Source organism: Streptomyces hypolithicus, from assembly GCF_052934925.1.
In genome coordinates this window covers 5,877,707-5,895,882 of the sequence record NZ_CM128811.1, presented here as the reverse complement: position 1 = coordinate 5,895,882, position 18,176 = coordinate 5,877,707, and the positions used below count along the sequence as shown (strand labels likewise).

Here is an 18,176-nt window from a genome sequence, read left to right as displayed (position 1 = left end):
CGCCCTCCCCGGCGCGTCCAGTATGGCCGCCCGCGCGTGGGGTGTGTACGGGGCGGGGGGCGCGCACGGGCGGGAGCGTGCTCTTCCGGGCTTCAGGAATCCATGGACGGACCGGTCCTGCGGCGGTGGCTGGTGTCGCACCAGGGGTAGCACCGGCTGCGGCGGCAGGCGCACACGGCGACCATGAACCGGTCGGAACGGACGGTGGTGCCGTCAGGCATGGCGATCTCGACCGGCCCCTCGATCAGCACCGGCCCCTGCGGGTCGACGACGACTCTGCGGGCTCGGCCCTCCGGCGCCGCCTCGCAGTCGGGCCTCTCAGGATAGTCGGGCCTCTCAGGTTCGATGCGCACGAATGACCACCAGTTCCTCTTCCGTCTCGTCCGGGTGCACCAGACCCTTGGCCACCGGCCACGCGGCGGGCCGGCGCATCACGGGCCCGTAGGGCACCGCGGTGGTCTTCGAAGGTACGCCGCCGGGCGAGGAGACGTACGGTGGGTTGGAAAGGATCAGGTCGACGGTGCGGCCCCTTCGTACCGTGGAACAGTTGACGCATCCCGAGGAGCAGCAGACGCATGACAGGCACCGCTGAACTTCCCCCGTCGCGGGGCGTCTTGTCGGGCGCCGTACGTGAGCTGCTGCTCGGATCCGTTCCCGCGAACGGCCTGCCCCTGGACGAGGCCGCTGCCGCGGAACCTTTCGGGGACGATCTCCAGTTGGCTCTCTACATGTCATACGAGATGCACTACCGGGGCTTCAGTGGTGTGCCGGATTCCCGTGAATGGGACCTGGACCTGCTGCGGCTGCGCGGCGCGATGGAGGACACGTTCCTGGAAGGGATGCGGGCGGTGGACTCCGGCGGCGAGGATGTCACCGCCGAGCTGGACGCGCTGCTCACCGAGCCGGTCGATGGGCACGGCGTGTCGCACCATCTGATGCACGACGGCACTTGGGAACAGATGCGCGAGTATCTGGCCCATCGCTCGCTCTACCAGCTCAAGGAGGCCGACCCGCAGGCCTGGGTGATACCCCGGCTGGAGGGGCAGGCCAAGGCCTCGCTGGTGGCGGTCGAGTTCGACGAGTTCGGGGCCGGCCGAGGCGAGCTCGTGCACGCCAGGCTGTTCGCCGTCCTGATGGCGGGCGCGGGCCTCGATGCCTCGTACGGCCGCTATCTGATGTGGGCGCCCGGTGTCACGCTCGCCACCGTCAACGTGATGTCGCTCTTCGGTCTGCGCCGCGCCCTGCGTGGCGCGTTGGTCGGGAACTTCGCCACCCTGGAGATCACGTCCCCGCCGGGCGCGCGGCGGATGGCCAAAGCGCTGGAGCGGCTGGGCGCGGGCGAGCAGTGCACCCGTTTCTTCACCGAGCACATCGAGGCGGACGCCGTGCACGAGCAGGTGATGCGCCGCGACGTGATCGGAACTCTGCTGGCCGCGGAGCCGGAGCTGAGCGCAGATGTGGCCTTCGGTGTCCGGGCGAGCGTGCTGCTGGAATCGCGGTGGGAAGGACATGTGCTGGGCGCCTGGCGGGAGGGCCGCAGCTCGCTGCGGCCCGGCGCGCCCGAGCCGCTGACACCAGGCGCTGACATAAAGCGCTGACATGAGGCGCTGATACGACGCACGGCGTCGAGGAGGCGGACGTCCGGCTACCGTCCCCGGCCAGTGCCAGGGTCTCGCTCAAGACGGCCCGCATCGGACTCTTGATTCCGGCCGGCCGACTCCCGACCAGACAGCTCGCTCCCGCGTCACGGGCGCGGGAGCGCCCGTGACGCCGAGCGGCAGGCCGGCTCCTTCTGTGCGTGCCGCGGTGCGGGTTCGCCGCACCGCTCAAGGAAGCTGGGTGTCGATCGCCGCGCGACCCTCCTTCTCCAGCCTGCGCCGCGCCCACTCGAGAGTCTCCGGAGTCACGTCGCGCCCCGAGGCGAGCACTAGATCCTCCGGGGTGATGTCGTCGGTGGCGCCTGTGTGCAGCAGGCTGTCGGGGGTGACCTGCGACGGGTTCGGCCTCGAAACGGATTCCTCGCTCATACCGCCTCCTTGTTTCGTCGATCAGTCGGCATTCTGGTGCGCGCGTACCCGTACCGCATCCGCTGAACTCCTCGGAGCGTTCCCGCGAACGCTCCGAACGCCGGAAAGCTGCCCCCTTCCGGATGCGCCGAGCGCTCGCCTGCGGGAGCGTGGGCAACAGGGGAGCAGCCCATTCGGGCCGGGAGCGGCACGGAGGGAGCGGGACAGATGAGTGATGAGAACACGGTTCCTCCCGAGGACGACGGCGTTCTCGACGCGCAGGACACCCTGGAGAGCGACAACCTCGACTACGACCCGCTCGACGCGGGCATCACCCCTCCCGAGCAGTGGTCGCCCGCGGAATCCTTCGGCAACACGGCTCAGGAGGCCCATCGGGGAGAGTCGCTGGACCAGCTGCTCGCCGAGGAGGAGCCGGACGTGGATCCGGACGCGCCGGTCGACGGGGACGAGGACGACGAGCTCGACGGCCTGGACGCCGAACTCGACGAACTGGAGCAAGGGCTCGGGGTTCCGGAGACGGAGCTGGGTCTGGACGGGACGGTGGAGGCACCGTAGAAACGGAGCCCGTCGCCCGTCAGGCCGACGGCCGGTCCTCACCGCCCGGCCCGTCCTGCCCGTACCGTCGCTCGAACTGCGCGATCCTGCCCTCCGTGTCCACCGTCCTGGCCTTGCCGGTGTAGAACGGGTGGCTTTCCGAGGAGATCTCGACATCGACGACGGGGTAGGTGTTGCCGTCGTCCCACTCGATCGTGTTCTCGCTGCCGGCCGTCGACGTGAGGAACGCGTATCCCGCGGCCCGGTCCCTGAAGCCCACCTGCTGGCAGCAGACGCTGGCGTCCGGCTTCACATTCGGCTCCTTAGCCTCGCCGTACGGGCTCAAGGCCTTCGATCAAGGCCTTCGCTCACGGCCTTCCCAGGCTATGCCGGACGGCGCCCGTCGGCATCCGTCGCGGCCACGCCCCTGAAGGTGGCGCGATAGGCGCTCGGCGGGACCCCCAGCGCGGCGTGCAGATGCTGGCGCAGTGACACCGCGGTGCCGAACCCGGCCGCGGCGGCCACCCGGTCGACGGGCAGGTCCGTTTCTTCCAGGAGCCTGCGCGCCAGGTCGACGCGCTGGGCGGTGAGCCACTGGACGGGGGTCTGCCCGGTCTCCGCGCAAAAGCGCCGGGAGAAGGTGCGGGTGCTCATCGCGGCGCGGTCCGCGAGTTCGGCGAGGCTGACGGGCCGGTCCAGGTGCGCGAGGGCCCACGCGCGGGCGGCCCCGGTGGACGACTCGCCGGGTACGGTGACAGGGCGCTGGATGTACTGGGCCTGCCCGCCGTCGCGGTGCGGCGGTACGACGGTGCCGCGGGCCACTTCGCTGGCCACCGCAGCACCGTGGTCGCAGCGGATCATGTGCAGGCACAGGTCGATCCCGGAGGCGACACCGGCCGACGTGAGCACATTGCCGTCGTCGGTGTAGAGCACGCCGGCATCGACGCGCACCCCGGGGTGGAGCCGTTGCAGGTCGGCCGCCGAACGCCAGTGCGTCGTGGCGCGCTTGCCGTCGAGCAGGCCGGCCGCCGCCAGGACGAAGGCGCCGGTGCAGATGGAGGCGATGCGCGTCCCGGGCCTGATCCGGGCGAGCGAGGCGGCCAGCCGGGGTGGCAGACAGGGCGCGGCGCGCGGCGAGTAGTCCTCGTCGGAGGCCGGGACGATCACGGTGTCGGCCTCGGCGAGGATGTCCGTACCGTGCGCGACATGGACGGTGACGTCGGCGTCCGTGCGTACGTCGCCGGGCTCAGGTGTGCAGGTCAGGACTTCGTACAGGGGCTCCCCGGCCGGCGAGACGGCCTGCCGCAGCAGCCGGTGCACGATCCCCAGTTCCATGGTGAGCAGCCCGTCGCGTACGAGAACGGCGACCCGGTGCCGCCCGTTTCCTGCGCTCTGAAAAGCAGACATGGCGAGATTCTTTCACACCGCGTCTATCTCGCCACTGGTTCGCTGCGGCCCGCAGGCGCAGGGTCGGGGTCATGGTTTGGATCACGGAGAGTGCACAACAGCGAAAGCCGGCACGGCCGGCACGGCGGGCACGGCAGCACGGGCGGCCCCGGCAGCGCGGACGGCCACGACTCCACCGCGCCTGGCCGGTGGCCGCGGTGGCCGCCCTGGCGATCGCGTCGGCGGGCGCCTTCACCACCATGGCCGGGCTGCTGGTCGGCCCACTCCACCGGGAGTTCGGCTGGTCGGCGTCCACGACAGGGCTCGCCGCGTCCGTGAACATGGTGCTCTACGGTCTGACCGCCCCCTTCGCGGCCGCGTGGATGGACCGCTTCGGGATGCGCAGGGTCGTGGGCTGCGCGCTGGCGGCCGTCACCGGGGGCGCGCTGTGCACGGCGGTGATGACCGAGCCGTGGCAGTTCGTGCTCGCCTGGGGCGTCCTCGTCGGCGCCGGCTGCGGGTCCATGGCGATGGCGTTCGCCGCGACGGTCACCAACCGGTGGTTCGTACGCCGCCGGGGCTTGGTCACCGGTGTCCTCACGGCGGCGGGCGTGTTCGGGCAGTTCGCGTTCCTGCCGTTGCTGTCCTGGGTCGTCGAGCGCCACGCGTGGCGGGCGGCGACTATGACGCTTGCGGTGGTGGCGCTGGTGGTCCTGCCGTGCGTGCTCCTTTGGCTGCGCGACCACCCGGCCGACGCGGGTGTGCCGGCGTACGGGGCCCGGGAGCCCGCTGCTCGGCCGGCGCCCGTCGCCGGGGCGGCGCGGCGCACGGTGCGGGTGCTCGCCCGGTCCGCGCGGACCGGTCCCTTCTGGCTGCTGGCGGTGACGTTCGCGATCTGCGGCGCCTCGACCAACGGCGTCATGTGGACCCATTTCACGCCGGCCGCGCACGACCACGGCATGCCGGTCACCGTCGCCTCGTCGCTGCTCGCCACGATCGGCGTGTTCAACGTCGCGGGCACCGTCGGATCGGGCCGCCTCACCGACCGGGTCGATCCCCGGCGTCTGCTCGCCGCGTACTACGCACTGCGCGGCCTGACGCTGTTCGCCCTGCCTCTGCTGCTCACCGGGCAGGTGGGGGCCCCGCTGGTCGCATTCGTCGTCGTGTTCGGACTGCTCGACGTCGCCACGGTGCCGCCCACTCTCGCGCTGTGCCGCGAGCTGTACGGCGCGGACAGCGCGATCGTCTTCGGGTGGGTGGGGGCGGCGCACCAACTCGGCGCCGGTCTGGCCGCGTTCGCCGGTGGCGTCGCCCGGGAGACGTTCGGTTCGTACGACCCGATGTGGGTGGGCGTGGCCGCGCTGTGCGGGGCGGGCGCACTGCTGGCGCTGATGGTCGTACGCCCGCAGGCCCGCCCGTGACCGGCCTCCCTACCCGTCGCGCGGGGCGGGCACACCACGGGGCACCGGATTCAGGCAAAAGCGTTAGTACATGAGGAAACCCTCCTCAATCCGCCTGTACGGTGCCTCGCATGAACGGGGTACGGGGCGCCAGCTCCTTCGGGGAAGAGTTACGCCGGCTGCGCGGCGAGCGGGGCATCTCACTCACAGCGCTGGCCCGGTCGGTCCACTACAGCAAGGGCTACCTCAGCAAGATCGAGAACGGCGGGAAGCCACCGACGCCCGATGTGGCCCGGCGCTGCGACGAGGCACTGGACGCGGGCGGGTCCCTGGTGCGGCTGGTGCCCGACGTACCGCCCGCGCGCCGCCCGGCCACCCTCGCCCCTGCCCACGCCCGCGCCCCTGCCGCTGCACCCGCCCCGATGCTTGCGCCGACGCCCGATCCGGCTGACGCCGTGTGCCCCTACCGCGGCCTGGCCGTCTTCGGCACGGAGCACGCGCCCTGGTTCTTCGGGCGTGAGCGGGCGACGGCGGAGCTGGTGGGGCGGCTCGCCGAACGGGCGAGCAGCGGGCCGCTGGCCGTCGTCGCCTCCTCGGGCGCCGGCAAGTCGTCGCTGCTGCGGGCCGGTCTGGTGCCGGCGCTGCGGCGCGGCACGCTTCCGCTGCCGGGTTCGCGCGCCTGGCCGGTGGTGGTGTGCACGCCCACGGCGCGCCCGCTGGCGGAGTTGTGGCGGTGTGTCACCGAGGCCGTGGGGGCGGTGACGGGGGCCGGCCCTCAGTCGTTGCTCGCCTGCCCCGGGGGCTGGCCGACGGCGTACGGCCGCTGCTGGCGACGGGGCGACTGGTGCTGCTGGTGGACCAGTTCGAGGAGGCCTTCACCCTGTGCGCCGACGAAGCGGAGCGTCGTGCCTACATCGCCGCGCTCGCCGCACTCGCCTCCCCCGCCAAGGGCGTCGGCGACCGGCCCGCGCCCGCCGTCGTGGTGCTGGGCGTACGGGCCGACTTCACCGGCCGGTGCCTCGACCACCCGGACCTGGCGGCCGTCTTCTCGCATGGGCTTTTCGCACTCGGCCCGATGACCGGGGACGAACCCCTCCCTGCCACCCTTGGGTGAGACATCCCGTTATGCCGGGTTAGTCTGAGAGGGTGCGAACAGGAGTACCACCCCCATGACCAGTACGAACCCCGCTGCCGACCCGGCCCCGAAGCCGAAGCGCCGTACCTTCTCGCCCGAGTACAAGGTGCGGATGGTCACCGAATACGACGCCGCCGAGGCACCTGGTGAGCGCGGTGCGATCCTGCGCCGCGAGCGGCTGTACCACTCGCACATCCAGGAGTGGCGCCAGGCCCGGGACGCCGGCGCCCTGGAGAAGCTCGTCGACCGGCGGACCAGCCCGGCCCGGCCCAAGAAGTCCGCGGACGCGGTCGAGAACGACCGGCTACGCCGCAAGATCGCCCGACTGGAGAAGGAGGTGGAAAAGCGCGACGCCGCGCTGGAAGTGCTGGGAAAAGCACACAAGCTCTTGGAAATGATCTCCGAGAGCGCGGACTGAAACACGCCGTCGAACCCCAGCTCGCCCAGGCCGTCGACGCGCTGAAAGGCTACGTCGGCATCGTGGCGGCCTGCCGGCTGACCGGACGCTCGCGCGCCACCCACCACCGGTTCCTGCACCCGGCCGAGCCGAAGCCGAAACAGCCCCGCCCCACTCCGGTATCTGCCCTGAGCGCCGAAGAACGCGATCGTGTCCTGCGGCTGATGAACAGCGCCCCCTACGCCGAACTGGCCCCGGCCCAGATCTGGGCGCGTGAACTGGACGCCGGCCGCTACCACTGCTCGGTCCGCACCATGTACCGAATCCTTCAGCAGTTCGGGCAGAGCGGCGAACGCCGCCGCCAGGCCGCCCACCCGGCCAAGACCGTCCCCGAACTCGTCGCAACCGCACCCTCGCAGGTCTTGACCTGGGACATCACCAAGCTGGCCGGGCCCGGGAAGGGCGTCTGGTATCACGCCTACGTGATCATTGACATCTTCAGCCGGTACATCGTCGGCCACACCGTCGAGATAGCCGAATCGGCCGACCGGGCCGAGGAGTTGATCCGCGAGACCATCGAACGCGGCGGCATCGTGCCCGAGACCGTCCACGCGGACCGCGGCACCTCGATGACCTCCAAGAAGGTCTCCCAACTACTGATCGACCTCGGCGTCACCCGCAGTCACTCGCGCCCCAAAGTCAGCAACGACAACCCCTACATCGAGTCGTACTTCCGCACCACGAAGTACACCTCCGACTATCCCGAACGGTTCGACTCCCTCACCCACGCCCGCGACTGGTTCGACGCCTTCATCGCGTACTACAACCACGAGCATCGGCACTCCGGGATCGGCTACCACACGCCCGCCTCCGCCCACTTCGGCACCGCCGAGCAGGTCCGCGACCAGCGAGCCGTCACCCTCACCGAGGCATACGACAAACACCCCGAACGCTTCGCCCGCCGCCCCAGACCACCCGAGATACCTCAGAAAGCGTGGATCAACGACCCCGCAAAACGCAGGGAACCCGAACCACAAGCCTCATAGCCACACAAACGTCTCATTTGACTTGACACGCACCGAACTGCGCGCCTGCATCACCCGGCCCGCCGAGCGCGCCGGCCTGACCCTGGAGCCCGGCCTGGTCCCTCTGCTGCTGCGCGACGCGGGAGCCGACGGCCCGGGGATGCGCGCAGGCCCCGATGAGCCCGCCCCGGCCTCGCCCGGCGCCCTGCCGCTGCTCGCCCACGCGCTGCTGGTCACCTGGCAGCAGCGCACCGACCGCGCGCTGAGCGTCGCCGGATACGAGACGACCGGCGGCATCCAGGGCGCCGTCGCACGGACCGCGGAGGACGTGTTCACCCGCCTCGGGCCCCCCGAACAGGCCATGGCACGGCGGGTCCTCGTCCGCCTGGTCCAGGTCGGTGCCGGAGACAGCACGGCGGACGGCGCCGGCAGCGCGACCGGCGACAGCGGTACGACGACCCGGCGCAGGGCGAGCCGCGAGCGTCTGCTCCAGCAACTCCCTGACCGAGCCCAGGTGGAGACGGTGCTCGACGCGTTCGTACGAGCCCGGCTCGTCAGCGTCGACCGCGACGTCGTGGAAATCACCCATGAGGCGCTGCTGCGCGCGTGGCCCCGGCTGCGTCGCTGGATCGAGACGGACCGGGCCGGGCTGCTCATCCACCAGCAGCTCACCGAGGCCGCCGCGGAGTGGGTGCGCGCCGGGCGCGACCCCGCGCTGCTCCACCGCGGGTCGCGGCTCACCGCCGTACGCGACTGGGCGGTCCAGCCCGATATCTCGCCACAACTCGGCCCCTGTGAGACAGAGTTCCTGGAATCAAGCCGCGCGGAGGAGGCGAGCAGGCGGCAGGCCGAGCGCCGCCGGGTCCGCGCCCACCGCGCACTGTTGGCGATACTCGCTTCGCTGCTGGTGGTGGCGCTCGTCGCGGGCGGGATGGCCTTCCAGCAGCGGTCCTGGGCGGTCGAGGAGCGCCGCGTCGCGCAGTCCCAGGCGCTGGCGGTCCGCTCCGGCGCGCTCGCGTCGGGGCAGCCCGAGGCCGCCAAGCGGCTGGCGGCCGAGGCCTACCGCCTTGCGCCCACCACGGAGGCGCGCGGGGCGCTGCTCAGCACCCAGGCGCAGCCCTTCGCGGGCCGGCTCGGCGGCCACACCGGGCCGGTCAACGGCCTGGCGTTCGGCCCGGACGGCACACGGCTGGCCTCGGCCAGTTCGGACGGCACGGTACGACTGTGGGGCGGTCCCGGCCACCGCACCCTGGTGGATACGTTCACGGGTCACGGCGGCCCGGTCATCGCGGTGGCCTTCAGCCCCGACGGGCGGCTGATCGCGTCGGCCGGCTCGGACGCGGCCGTACGGCTGTGGGACACGGCGGACGGCAGTTCCGCCGGGACGCTGCTCGGCCACGGCGGAGCCGTGCGGTCGCTGGCCTTCGGCCCGGACGGGCGCAGCCTGGTCTCCGGTGGCTCCGACTCCACGGTGCGCCTGTGGGATGTCCCGCGCCGCCGGGTCCGGGCGACGCTGCACGGTCACCGTGACGGCGTGCACGGGGTGGCGTTCCACCCGGACGGGCGCGGTGTCGTTTCGGGGAGCGCCGATCGTACGGTCAGAATCTGGGACACCGCGGGGGCCGGGCGCCTGCGGACCACCCTCACCGGGCACAGCGACGGTGTGCTGAGCGTCGCCTTCACCCCCGACGGGCGCGGCCTCGCTTCGGGGAGCGCCGATCGTACGGTCAGAATCTGGGACGCGGCGTCCGGGCGCCCCAGGGCTACCCTCACCGGGCACGGCGACGACGTCAACGCGGTGGCGTACGACGCGGACGGGGCCACTGTCGTCAGCAGCAGCGGGGACGGCACAGCGAAGGTGTGGGACACGGCGAGCCACCGCGTGACCGCCACCCTCGCCGGGCACACCGACTACGTCCTGGGGGCCGCCGTCGGCGGCGGCCATGTGGTGGCCACGGCGGGCTTCGACCGGTCCGTGGTGCTGTGGGACCTGGACCGGGGGGCGCTGACCGCGCGGCCCTTCGCCGAGGCCTGGCAGTCCGCCGTCGCGCCGGACGGACGGCTGCTGGCCTCGGCCAGCGCGGACCGCACGGTCAAGCTCTGGGACCTGCCACGCCGCAGGCTCCACACCACCCTCACCGGCCACGGCAGTTCGGTGTTCGGCGTGGCGTTCTCGCCGGACGGCCGGCTGCTGGCCTCGGCGGGGGCGGACCGTACGGTCAGGATCTGGGACGTACGCCGCCGGGCCCTAGCCGGCGTCCTGCGGGGGCACACCGGGTCCGTGTTCGGCGTGGCGTTCTCGCCCGACGGCCGACTGGTCGCCTCGGCGGGGGCGGACCGTACGGTCAGAATCTGGGACGTACGCCGCCGCAAGGCCGCCGGCACACTCACGGGCCATCAGGACTTCGTCAACACCGTCGCCTTCAGCCCGGACGGCGAGACAGTGGCGAGCGGCAGTGACGACCTCAGCGTGCGGCTGTGGGGTGTGGCCGACCGCAGGGCCCGTGCGGTGCTGCGCGCCCACACCGGTTCGGTGCGGGCCGTCGCGTACGACCGGGACACAGGGGCCCTGGCGAGCGGCGGCAACGACGGCACGGTCCGCCTGTGGCACACCGGTGACCGGCGGGCCACCGCCACCCTGACGGGCCACAGCGGCGCGGTGCGCGCTGTCGACTTCGGGCCGGGCCCGGGGGGCCGGACGCTGGCCAGCAGCGGCAGCGACGGCACCGTTCGTCTCTGGGACACCGCGCGCAGCCGGCTCACCGCTACTCTCACCGGCCACGGCGGGGCGGTCTGGGGTGTCGTATTCGACCCACGGACACGGGCGTTGATGAGCAGCAGCAACGACGGCACGGTGCGGATCTGGACCACCGATGTGACGGCCGTTTCCCGGGGTGTTTCCCGTTTCCTGTCGCACTAGGCGACGGCTGGGTCCTCGACAGCCGCCCGCACCGCGGCCCAGTCTCAAAGGGCAGCGGCGAACCCGGCGAACCAACAGCCGGACGGAACATGAACGGGGATCAGGAATGCGCGACCGATGGAGAGACCGATGGAGTGACCGATCCGGGGACAGGTGGCGTGCCGCGGCTGTAGTTGCGGCCGCCGGACTGTCCCTCGTCGCCTGGCCGGCGGGACAGCCTGCCCAGGCGGCGGCCCCGCCGGCCACGGCGGGCCAGGCCTGTGACGTCCTCGCACCCGGCGCTTCGGCGGCGGCCGAGAAGGCGGTGCGGACCGCTTGCGGGCAGATCGGCGTCTGGTACTCGTGGGGCGGCGGGCACGGCCCCCGTCCGGGACCCACGTACGGCGTCGTGGACCCGAGCGATCCCGCGAGCGAACACGACCCGCAGCGGCGCGGCTTCGACTGCTCGGGGCTCGTGCGGTACGCCTACGCCGAGGCGACCGGCCAGGACATCCTGAACGGCACGGCGCACAGCCAGTTCAACACCGCGCACGCCACGGCCCGTTTCGACGGACCGCAGGGCACCGGGCCGCTGGTCCCCGGCGACCTGCTGGCCTACGGGAACGCCGGCAAGATCCATCACATCGCGATCTATCTCGGCGCCGGCCGGATGGTCGAGGCCAGGCAGTCCGGAACACGGATCATGGTCAGCGATGTGCGCCTGGGAGGCGACTACTTCGGAGCGCTGCGCATCAACGGCAGCCCGCAGAAGGGAACCTTCAGCACCTGGGGCACGAACGTGTGGACCCATGCCGAGGCATCCACGACCAGTGCGCGGGTGAACCGGTTCGCCGGGCCGACAGCTGTCCGTATCACCTGCCAGAAACACGCCCAGTCCGTCACCGCCGAGGGCATCACCAACGATGCCTGGTCCTATCTGCCGGACCACCGGGCGTGGATCACCAACATCTACATCAAGGGGCCGGCCTGGCTGGACGGCGTACCAACCTGCCCCTGAGACCGACCGGCAATTGGGGGGGCGGTCTGAGTCACACGGACCACTCAACGGACCACTCACACCACGCACGATCAACCCTCACCGCAAGGAGAAACTCATGAAACTGTCCAAGAAGCTCGCGACCGCCCTCGCCGCCGCCGCTCTGACGGCGGGTCTGGCCGGGGCCACCGTCCCCGCCAGCGCCGCCCCCGCGGGGCCTGCCGCCGAGTGTCGAGTACGGGCCGACGGCAAGCTCTACTGCGGCAACCGGGCCGGCGCCAAGGGCTACGCGCACCGGTCGTACGCGTCGGCGGTGCGCGGCCAGATGAACACGACGTTCAGCTGGTTCTCCTGCTGGGGCCGCGGCGACAGCCACAGCGGCGGCAACAACGTCTGGTACTGGACGCAGCTGGACAACGGCCAGTGGGGCAACATGCCGGCCGTGGACGTCCGCACGACGGTGGACCCGGCGCCGGGCCTGCGCGAGTGCTGAGCGCACCGTCGTCCTGAAAGCGTGGGCCGCCCTCCGCGAACCGGGGCGGCCCACTCCCACGCGCGCGGGGGCCACCGTACTCTTCCCGCTGCGGGGCACCCTGACGAATCACCCACATCCTCTGTGCGGTCCGGTCATGTCCCTTGTCGTGGTGTAGCTGATCTTTCGGTGGTGTCGAGCGGGTGGGTGATGCTGTCCGGATAGAGGCTGTCCATGCTTTCGATGGAGAGGTAGCGGCGGGGGAAGGCGATCCACTCGTCGTGGAGCTCGGTGAGGACGGCGGTGGCCAGGCGGCTGACGGCGCCGGTGTTCGGGAAGACCTGGACGACGTCGGAGCGTCGTTGATCTCCCGGTTCAGCCGCTCGAGCGGGTTGGTCGACTGGATCTTCTTCCAGTGCTGGTGCGGGAAGTCCGCGAACGCGGTCAGGTCCTCCTTCGCCGCGAGGAGCATCTCTTTGACCTTGGGGAACTGCTTGCCGAGCATGTCGGCGACGGTGTCGAGGTGAGTCCGGACCGCTTCGGCGGTGGGCTGGGCGAAGAGGGTGCGGATCGTCGCGGCGACCATCTCCGCGGACCCCTTCGGGATCACGGAGAAGACGTTGCGGACGAAGTGGACGCGGCAACGCTGCCAGGCAGCACCGATCATGACTTTCCGGATCGCCTTGACCAGACCGCTGTGGCTGTCGGAGATCACCAGCCGGACGCCTGTGAGGCCTCGTTCGCGCAGCGACCGCAGGAACTGGGACCAGAAGACCTCGGTCTCGCTGTCGCCGACCATGACGCCGAGGACCTCACGGCCGCCGTCCTCGGTGACCCCCCTCGCGATGACGACGGCCTGGGAGACGATCCGGTGCTCGACGCGGGCCTTGACGTAGGGCGCGTCGAGGAACAGGTACGGGAACCGGATGTGGTCCAGCGGCCGGGTCCGGAACGCGTCAAGCTGTTCGTCGAGGCCGGCGCAGATCCGGGAGACCTCGCTCTTCGATATTCCGGTGTCCGAGCCGAGGGCTTTGACCAGGTCGTCAACTGAGCGCGTGGACAGGCCATGGACGTACGCTTCCATGATCACGGCGTAGAGGGCCTGGTCGATACGGCGCCGACGCTCCAGCAGGCTCGGGAAGAAGCTCCCGGCCCGCAGTTTGGGAATCGCGAGTTCGAGGTCGCCGGCCTGCGTGGTCACGGTCTTCTCCCGGTGCCCGTTGCGATAAGCAGTGCGGGTCTCGGCCTGTTCGCCCCACTCAGCGCCGATCTGAGCGGTGGCCTCGGCCTCGATCAACTCCTGCAACAGTCGCTGGGCGACCTCGCGGACGAGTTCAAGACCGTCCGCCGAACGTAGTGACTCCACCAGGCGAAGTAGGTCATGCTGGGACAAGGCCACCGTGCGCTCCTTGGGTTGAACTGCCCGTTCACCAAGGACATTTGCACGGTGGCCTGCCCCGTTCTCAGGGAGCATTCACCCGCAGCCGATGCACGCGGGAGCACAGGGACGGCGCACTTCCCAGCCAAGATCAGCTACACCACTCCACGGGACACCATCTCCGTACGGTGCTGGAACTGATCGAAACGGATTGCCTACCAGGCCAGCTGGCATGCACATCGAACATGCTCGGACAGGCATTGGGCGGCCGATCCCCATCGACTCCCGCTGGTGGGAGGAACTGCGGCCTCCCCACACCGACGTTCTCCTCGACGACACTGACACCGCCATCGGTGTGGCCTCGTACGCGATCCGCCCGCGCGACGAGGTCGGACTGCTGCTGTGGATGCACTGCTGTGAAGACCACTCCGCTGCGGAATCCCTCGTCCGCCACGTGCTCGACGATTTCGGGCCGCGCACTGTCTTCGCCTTCGGGTAGCCTCCGCCCTCACACTCGGCGTCGAAGGACTGCCCGCGCGACACTGCCCCACCACCCGCGACGTCCTTCAGCGCGCCGGCTTCACCACACGCGACCTGTGGCGCTACATCCAGGCACCACTGCCGCTCACAGGAACTCCTCACCCTGGCCGCCTACTCGACGAGCCCGACCCATAAGCCGCCGAGCCGTCGGATTCAAGTCCGCGACGGAGACGAGACGGTCGCGGAAGCCGTGATCGGAAACCCTATCGACGGCATCGCAGTGCTGCGGTGGCCGCGCGTCGCTCAGACGGTGCGACGGCAAGAATGGGCCGGGCCGCGCTCGGCTCCGCATTTCGGCTTCCATCACGGCGCCCTGACCGACTTCCGCGAGTGCCTGGCCGAGGAACGCCGATAATCTCCTGGATCTCGCTCGGAGCGGATCCGGGCCGTCAGGCTGGTCCGGGAGTGAGGACGCCAGCGCACCGACTCCACCCACATTCTGGCCGCGGTCCGGGACCTGACCCGCTTTTAGCTGCCTGCTGTTGTTCCGTGACACCAAGAGATGCCGGTGCTTTCCGACCGGGAAGAGCCCCTTCACCTCAGATGATCCTCAAGTCTGTTGTGTTCCGCCGCCGCTGTCTGTGAAGATCATTCTGTCGTCGACTCGATGCGCAGCCTGACCAGCCGCATCGACGGCCGACGCCCGGCCCGACCAGCCGGGTACGACCGATCCATTGGGGGAACCTCTTGAAGATCACTAAGCTCACCACGCTGACGGCTGCTCTTGCCGCAACTGCAATATTCAGCACGGGCCTTTCGGGTGCTGCTGTGGCATCGGAGAGCTCCGGCGCAGAGCGCACGGCCGCTGCCGAAACCGCCGTTCCTGCCGATGAGCAGCGACTTATCCAGACTCTGAGCGTCATCGAAGCGATGCCGGACAGTGTTGTCGCGCGGGGCGACGCCGCTGTGCAGGCATACCTGAAGGAAAATCTCCCGGCACCGACCGGTGTCCAGGCTTTCGGCTGGGCACAGAGCCTGAAGTGCGGGGCGGCCATCGGAGCAGCGGTCGCGGGTGGGGCCATACCCGTAGCCAAGATCCTCAAGCTGAAGGCGTTCATCCGCAAGGTGGGCTCCGTGAAGAAGTCCGCCTCCCTCCTGATCCGCGTGGCAAAGGGCGAGGAAAAGCTCAGTGAGCTGGGCGCCACCCTCGGCGGCCTGGCCTCCGTCATCCTTGGGATCGACATGATCAAGAAGCACTGCCGCTGAGGAGAGAGGGGCCAAGAAGATGACCACGAGTAAGGCGCGTCTCACAGCTTTGATCACACCAGTGGAGCAGGAAGCGCAGAACGACGCGAAAGCTCTGGCCCAGGACGGCCGCGTGTCCAGGGCAGTGTCCCGTCTGCGTAAGGACTCGGGACTCGGACTTCGGACCGCGTCGGCGGCGCTGGACCTTCTGAACGAGGGCAGTTCCTTGCCCACGTCCTACCATCAGGCGCTGAACGCCCTGAGGTCTCTCTCCCCAGATCTCGTCGACGAGATGTCGACGCTTCTGGACAACGAGGACAGTACGTCCGCGATCAAACTCCTCAGGGAGCGCACCGACATGGACCTGGCCGGTGGCTATCACCTGGTCCAAGAGCTGTCGGGCCAGCCTGACACGGCGGCGTAAGACAAACGGTGGTACAGCCGCAACGCGTGCGGCTGTACCACCGGACGGCGCAGACACTGACGCATTTCCCTGCACAGGCAAGTGGACGCCCTCCAGAATCTCGGCTGCGTCGGTGCGGACGGCCCGGTGGGCTTCTGGGGCGGCGTGTCGCTGGGCAGCGCGATCGGCATGCCGCTTGCCGTGGCCGAACCCAGGATCAGCGGCGCCGCCGTGTTCGGCCTCGCGGGCAGAGAAGCCCTGGTCGAGGCGGCGTCCCAGGTCACCATCCTGGTCGAGTTCCTGCCGCAGTGGGACGATGAACTGGTCCCGCGCGACTCGGGCCTCGCGGTGTTCGGCTCCTTACGCCTCCCGCGAGAAGACGCTGCATGCCAACCCCGGCCGCCACATGAGCGTGCCCGCGAGCTCGAAAGCTCAGAAAGGTTCTCTTCACCCGTCACCTCCTCCAAGGCGCAGCCTCTGCGGCGGCCGGGTAGTCGTCAACACCGCAACGCCGTCTGGCCGGCAGGGTTTCCGGCGTACCGCTCGGCCTGATGTGCGATAGGCACGGTCTCCTGCTCCGGTCGCGGGGCGTACAGAACTCCATGACCTTGTGAGCCCGTGCCTGTCTGGCATCGAGAGACCGTCGACCTGACAGATCCGCCACGAACCTGAAGCCTAAGGTCCTGCCCAACTTCCCATTCCCGGACGGAAATCACCGCAGCAATGCCAATGGGGGCCGTGTCGGCTGTCACCTATTGCCGCGACTCCAGAGGCCTTCCGTCACATGGTGAAGGAGCGGCCTCCCGACGAGTGGGCAGTACGGAAGGCAGCAGCCCGCCTCCGCCGTCGGATCGGACGAGGGAGACGGGCTGACCCGGGTCAGCCCTGGAGGGTGTGCGGCGGTTCGAGGGACAAAGCCTAGCTGGTCTTGCGGTTTTCGAGGCGTTGCACTGCTTCGCCAGTTCCGAGGATTGCGGCCACCAAGGCGAGGATTAGCCCGGTCGGCAGCCCGTCCACGTAGTAGGCGATGAGTGAGAGTGCCGCCGCGGCGATGGCGTACAGGGGTCATGTCCCTTGTCGTGGTGTAGCTGATCTTTCGGTGGTGTCGAGCGGGTGGGTGATGCTGTCCGGATAGAGGCTGTCCATGCTTTCGATGGAGAGGTAGCGGCGGGGGAAGGCGATCCACTCGTCGTGGAGCTCGGTGAGGACGGCGGTGGCCAGGCGGCTGACGGCGCCGGTGTTCGGGAAGACCTGGACGACGTCGGAGCGTCGTTGATCTCCCGGTTCAGCCGCTCGAGCGGGTTGGTCGACTGGATCTTCTTCCAGTGCTGGTGCGGGAAGTCCGCGAACGCGGTCAGGTCCTCCTTCGCCGCGAGGAGCATCTCTTTGACCTTGGGGAACTGCTTGCCGAGCATGTCGGCGACGGTGTCGAGGTGAGTCCGGACCGCTTCGGCGGTGGGCTGGGCGAAGAGGGTGCGGATCGTCGCGGCGACCATCTCCGCGGACCCCTTCGGGATCACGGAGAAGACGTTGCGGACGAAGTGGACGCGGCAACGCTGCCAGGCAGCACCGATCATGACTTTCCGGATCGCCTTGACCAGACCGCTGTGGCTGTCGGAGATCACCAGCCGGACGCCTGTGAGGCCTCGTTCGCGCAGCGACCGCAGGAACTGGGACCAGAAGACCTCGGTCTCGCTGTCGCCGACCATGACGCCGAGGACCTCACGGCCGCCGTCCTCGGTGACCCCCCTCGCGATGACGACGGCCTGGGAGACGATCCGGTGCTCGACGCGGGCCTTGACGTAGGGCGCGTCGAGGAACAGGTACGGGAACCGGATGTGGTCCAGCGGCCGGGTCCGGAACGCGTCAAGCTGTTCGTCGAGGCCGGCGCAGATCCGGGAGACCTCGCTCTTCGATATTCCGGTGTCCGAGCCGAGGGCTTTGACCAGGTCGTCAACTGAGCGCGTGGACAGGCCATGGACGTACGCTTCCATGATCACGGCGTAGAGGGCCTGGTCGATACGGCGCCGACGCTCCAGCAGGCTCGGGAAGAAGCTCCCGGCCCGCAGTTTGGGAATCGCGAGTTCGAGGCCGCCGGCCTGCGTGGTCACGGTCTTCTCCCGGTGCCCGTTGCGATAAGCAGTGCGGGTCTCGGCCTGTTCGCCCCACTCAGCGCCGATCTGAGCGGTGGCCTCGGCCTCGATCAACTCCTGCAACAGTCGCTGGGCGACCTCGCGGACGAGTTCAAGACCGTCCGCCGAACGTAGTGACTCCACCAGGCGAAGTAGGTCATGCTGGGACAAGGCCACCGTGCGCTCCTTGGGTTGAACTGCCCGTTCACCAAGGACATTTGCACGGTGGCCTGCCCCGTTCTCAGGGAGCATTCACCCGCAGCCGA

General features: G+C 70.0%; 18 protein-coding genes and 3 pseudogenes. 15 read left to right on the top strand and 6 right to left on the bottom strand.

Going from position 1 to position 18,176, the window contains the following annotated elements; all coding sequences use genetic code 11:
- Nucleotides 1–92: 92 nt before the first annotated feature.
- Nucleotides 93–347, bottom strand: coding sequence for a CDGSH iron-sulfur domain-containing protein (locus tag ACU6WZ_RS27840; protein ID WP_447034289.1), 255 nt, complete (start codon nt 345–347; stop codon nt 93–95).
- A 228-nt stretch (nt 348–575) separates the two neighbouring features.
- Between ACU6WZ_RS27840 and ACU6WZ_RS27835 the strand changes: the two genes are divergently transcribed.
- The gene (locus ACU6WZ_RS27835) at nt 576–1,598 is read left to right on the top strand and encodes an iron-containing redox enzyme family protein (protein WP_447030928.1); all 1,023 of its coding nucleotides are present in this window, start codon (nt 576–578) and stop codon (nt 1,596–1,598) included.
- A gap of 228 nt (nt 1,599–1,826) precedes the next feature.
- Here the strand turns inward: ACU6WZ_RS27835 and ACU6WZ_RS27830 are convergent, their stop codons facing one another.
- A complete protein-coding gene (locus ACU6WZ_RS27830) occupies nt 1,827–2,027 on the bottom strand; it encodes a hypothetical protein (RefSeq protein ID WP_447030927.1) in 201 nt (66 codons plus the stop codon).
- A gap of 207 nt (nt 2,028–2,234) precedes the next feature.
- Between ACU6WZ_RS27830 and ACU6WZ_RS27825 the strand changes: the two genes are divergently transcribed.
- Nucleotides 2,235–2,582: a hypothetical protein gene (locus ACU6WZ_RS27825; RefSeq protein ID WP_447030926.1), complete on the top strand. Its 348-nt coding sequence runs from the start codon at nt 2,235–2,237 to the stop codon at nt 2,580–2,582.
- A 19-nt stretch (nt 2,583–2,601) separates the two neighbouring features.
- Here the strand turns inward: ACU6WZ_RS27825 and ACU6WZ_RS27820 are convergent, their stop codons facing one another.
- Both ACU6WZ_RS27820 and ACU6WZ_RS27815 read right to left on the bottom strand, forming a co-directional pair.
- Nucleotides 2,602–2,874, bottom strand: a complete 273-nt coding sequence (locus tag ACU6WZ_RS27820) for a type B 50S ribosomal protein L31 (RefSeq protein ID WP_447030925.1) — start codon at nt 2,872–2,874, stop codon at nt 2,602–2,604.
- 71 nt (nt 2,875–2,945) lie between these two features.
- Nucleotides 2,946–3,968, bottom strand: coding sequence for a GlxA family transcriptional regulator (locus tag ACU6WZ_RS27815; protein WP_447030924.1), 1,023 nt, complete (start codon nt 3,966–3,968; stop codon nt 2,946–2,948).
- Nucleotides 3,969–4,039: 71 nt separating this feature from the next.
- Between ACU6WZ_RS27815 and ACU6WZ_RS27810 the strand changes: the two genes are divergently transcribed.
- From ACU6WZ_RS27810 to ACU6WZ_RS27775, 8 genes and pseudogenes are all read left to right on the top strand, one after another.
- Entirely contained in the window at nt 4,040–5,368 is a 1,329-nt protein-coding gene (locus tag ACU6WZ_RS27810; protein ID WP_447030923.1) for an MFS transporter, read from the top strand.
- Nucleotides 5,369–5,478: 110 nt separating this feature from the next.
- Nucleotides 5,479–6,027: pseudogene (locus ACU6WZ_RS27805) on the top strand (helix-turn-helix domain-containing protein); the annotation flags it as partial.
- 53 nt (nt 6,028–6,080) lie between these two features.
- A complete protein-coding gene (locus tag ACU6WZ_RS27800) occupies nt 6,081–6,461 on the top strand; it encodes an nSTAND1 domain-containing NTPase (RefSeq protein ID WP_447030922.1) in 381 nt (126 codons plus the stop codon).
- A gap of 55 nt (nt 6,462–6,516) precedes the next feature.
- Nucleotides 6,517–6,900: a hypothetical protein gene (locus ACU6WZ_RS27795; protein WP_434593092.1), complete on the top strand. Its 384-nt coding sequence runs from the start codon at nt 6,517–6,519 to the stop codon at nt 6,898–6,900.
- A gap of 62 nt (nt 6,901–6,962) precedes the next feature.
- Complete coding sequence (locus ACU6WZ_RS27790) at nt 6,963–7,925, top strand: IS3 family transposase (protein ID WP_447029527.1); 963 nt, start codon at nt 6,963–6,965, stop codon at nt 7,923–7,925.
- 22 nt (nt 7,926–7,947) lie between these two features.
- Nucleotides 7,948–10,824 (top strand): WD40 domain-containing protein, encoded by a 2,877-nt coding sequence (locus tag ACU6WZ_RS27785; RefSeq protein WP_447030921.1) that lies wholly within the window; start codon nt 7,948–7,950, stop codon nt 10,822–10,824.
- A 388-nt stretch (nt 10,825–11,212) separates the two neighbouring features.
- Nucleotides 11,213–11,821, top strand: a complete 609-nt coding sequence (locus ACU6WZ_RS27780) for an NlpC/P60 family protein (RefSeq protein ID WP_447030920.1) — start codon at nt 11,213–11,215, stop codon at nt 11,819–11,821.
- A 97-nt stretch (nt 11,822–11,918) separates the two neighbouring features.
- Nucleotides 11,919–12,293, top strand: coding sequence for a hypothetical protein (locus tag ACU6WZ_RS27775; RefSeq protein WP_447030919.1), 375 nt, complete (start codon nt 11,919–11,921; stop codon nt 12,291–12,293).
- A 134-nt stretch (nt 12,294–12,427) separates the two neighbouring features.
- On the opposite strand, the pseudogene ACU6WZ_RS27770 reads toward ACU6WZ_RS27775, so the two are convergent.
- A pseudogene (locus ACU6WZ_RS27770) lies at nt 12,428–13,671 on the bottom strand (IS256 family transposase).
- A gap of 211 nt (nt 13,672–13,882) precedes the next feature.
- Here ACU6WZ_RS27770 and ACU6WZ_RS27765 point away from each other — a divergent pair.
- The 5 genes from ACU6WZ_RS27765 to ACU6WZ_RS27745 all read left to right on the top strand — a co-directional run bounded on the left by ACU6WZ_RS27765 (nt 13,883) and on the right by ACU6WZ_RS27745 (nt 16,330).
- Nucleotides 13,883–14,149 (top strand): hypothetical protein, encoded by a 267-nt coding sequence (locus ACU6WZ_RS27765; protein WP_447030918.1) that lies wholly within the window; start codon nt 13,883–13,885, stop codon nt 14,147–14,149.
- 231 nt (nt 14,150–14,380) lie between these two features.
- On the top strand, nt 14,381–14,545 hold the full coding sequence (locus tag ACU6WZ_RS27760; protein ID WP_447030917.1) for a hypothetical protein: 165 nt from the start codon (nt 14,381–14,383) through the stop codon (nt 14,543–14,545).
- A gap of 413 nt (nt 14,546–14,958) precedes the next feature.
- Entirely contained in the window at nt 14,959–15,396 is a 438-nt protein-coding gene (locus tag ACU6WZ_RS27755; protein WP_447030916.1) for a hypothetical protein, read from the top strand.
- Between the two features lie 112 nt (nt 15,397–15,508).
- Nucleotides 15,509–15,799, top strand: coding sequence for a hypothetical protein (locus ACU6WZ_RS27750; RefSeq protein WP_447030915.1), 291 nt, complete (start codon nt 15,509–15,511; stop codon nt 15,797–15,799).
- Nucleotides 15,800–15,880: 81 nt separating this feature from the next.
- The gene (locus tag ACU6WZ_RS27745; RefSeq protein ID WP_447030914.1) at nt 15,881–16,330 is read left to right on the top strand and encodes a hypothetical protein; all 450 of its coding nucleotides are present in this window, start codon (nt 15,881–15,883) and stop codon (nt 16,328–16,330) included.
- Between the two features lie 513 nt (nt 16,331–16,843).
- Here the strand turns inward: ACU6WZ_RS27745 and ACU6WZ_RS27740 are convergent.
- Nucleotides 16,844–18,087: pseudogene (locus ACU6WZ_RS27740) on the bottom strand (IS256 family transposase).
- Nucleotides 18,088–18,176 lie beyond the last annotated feature (89 nt).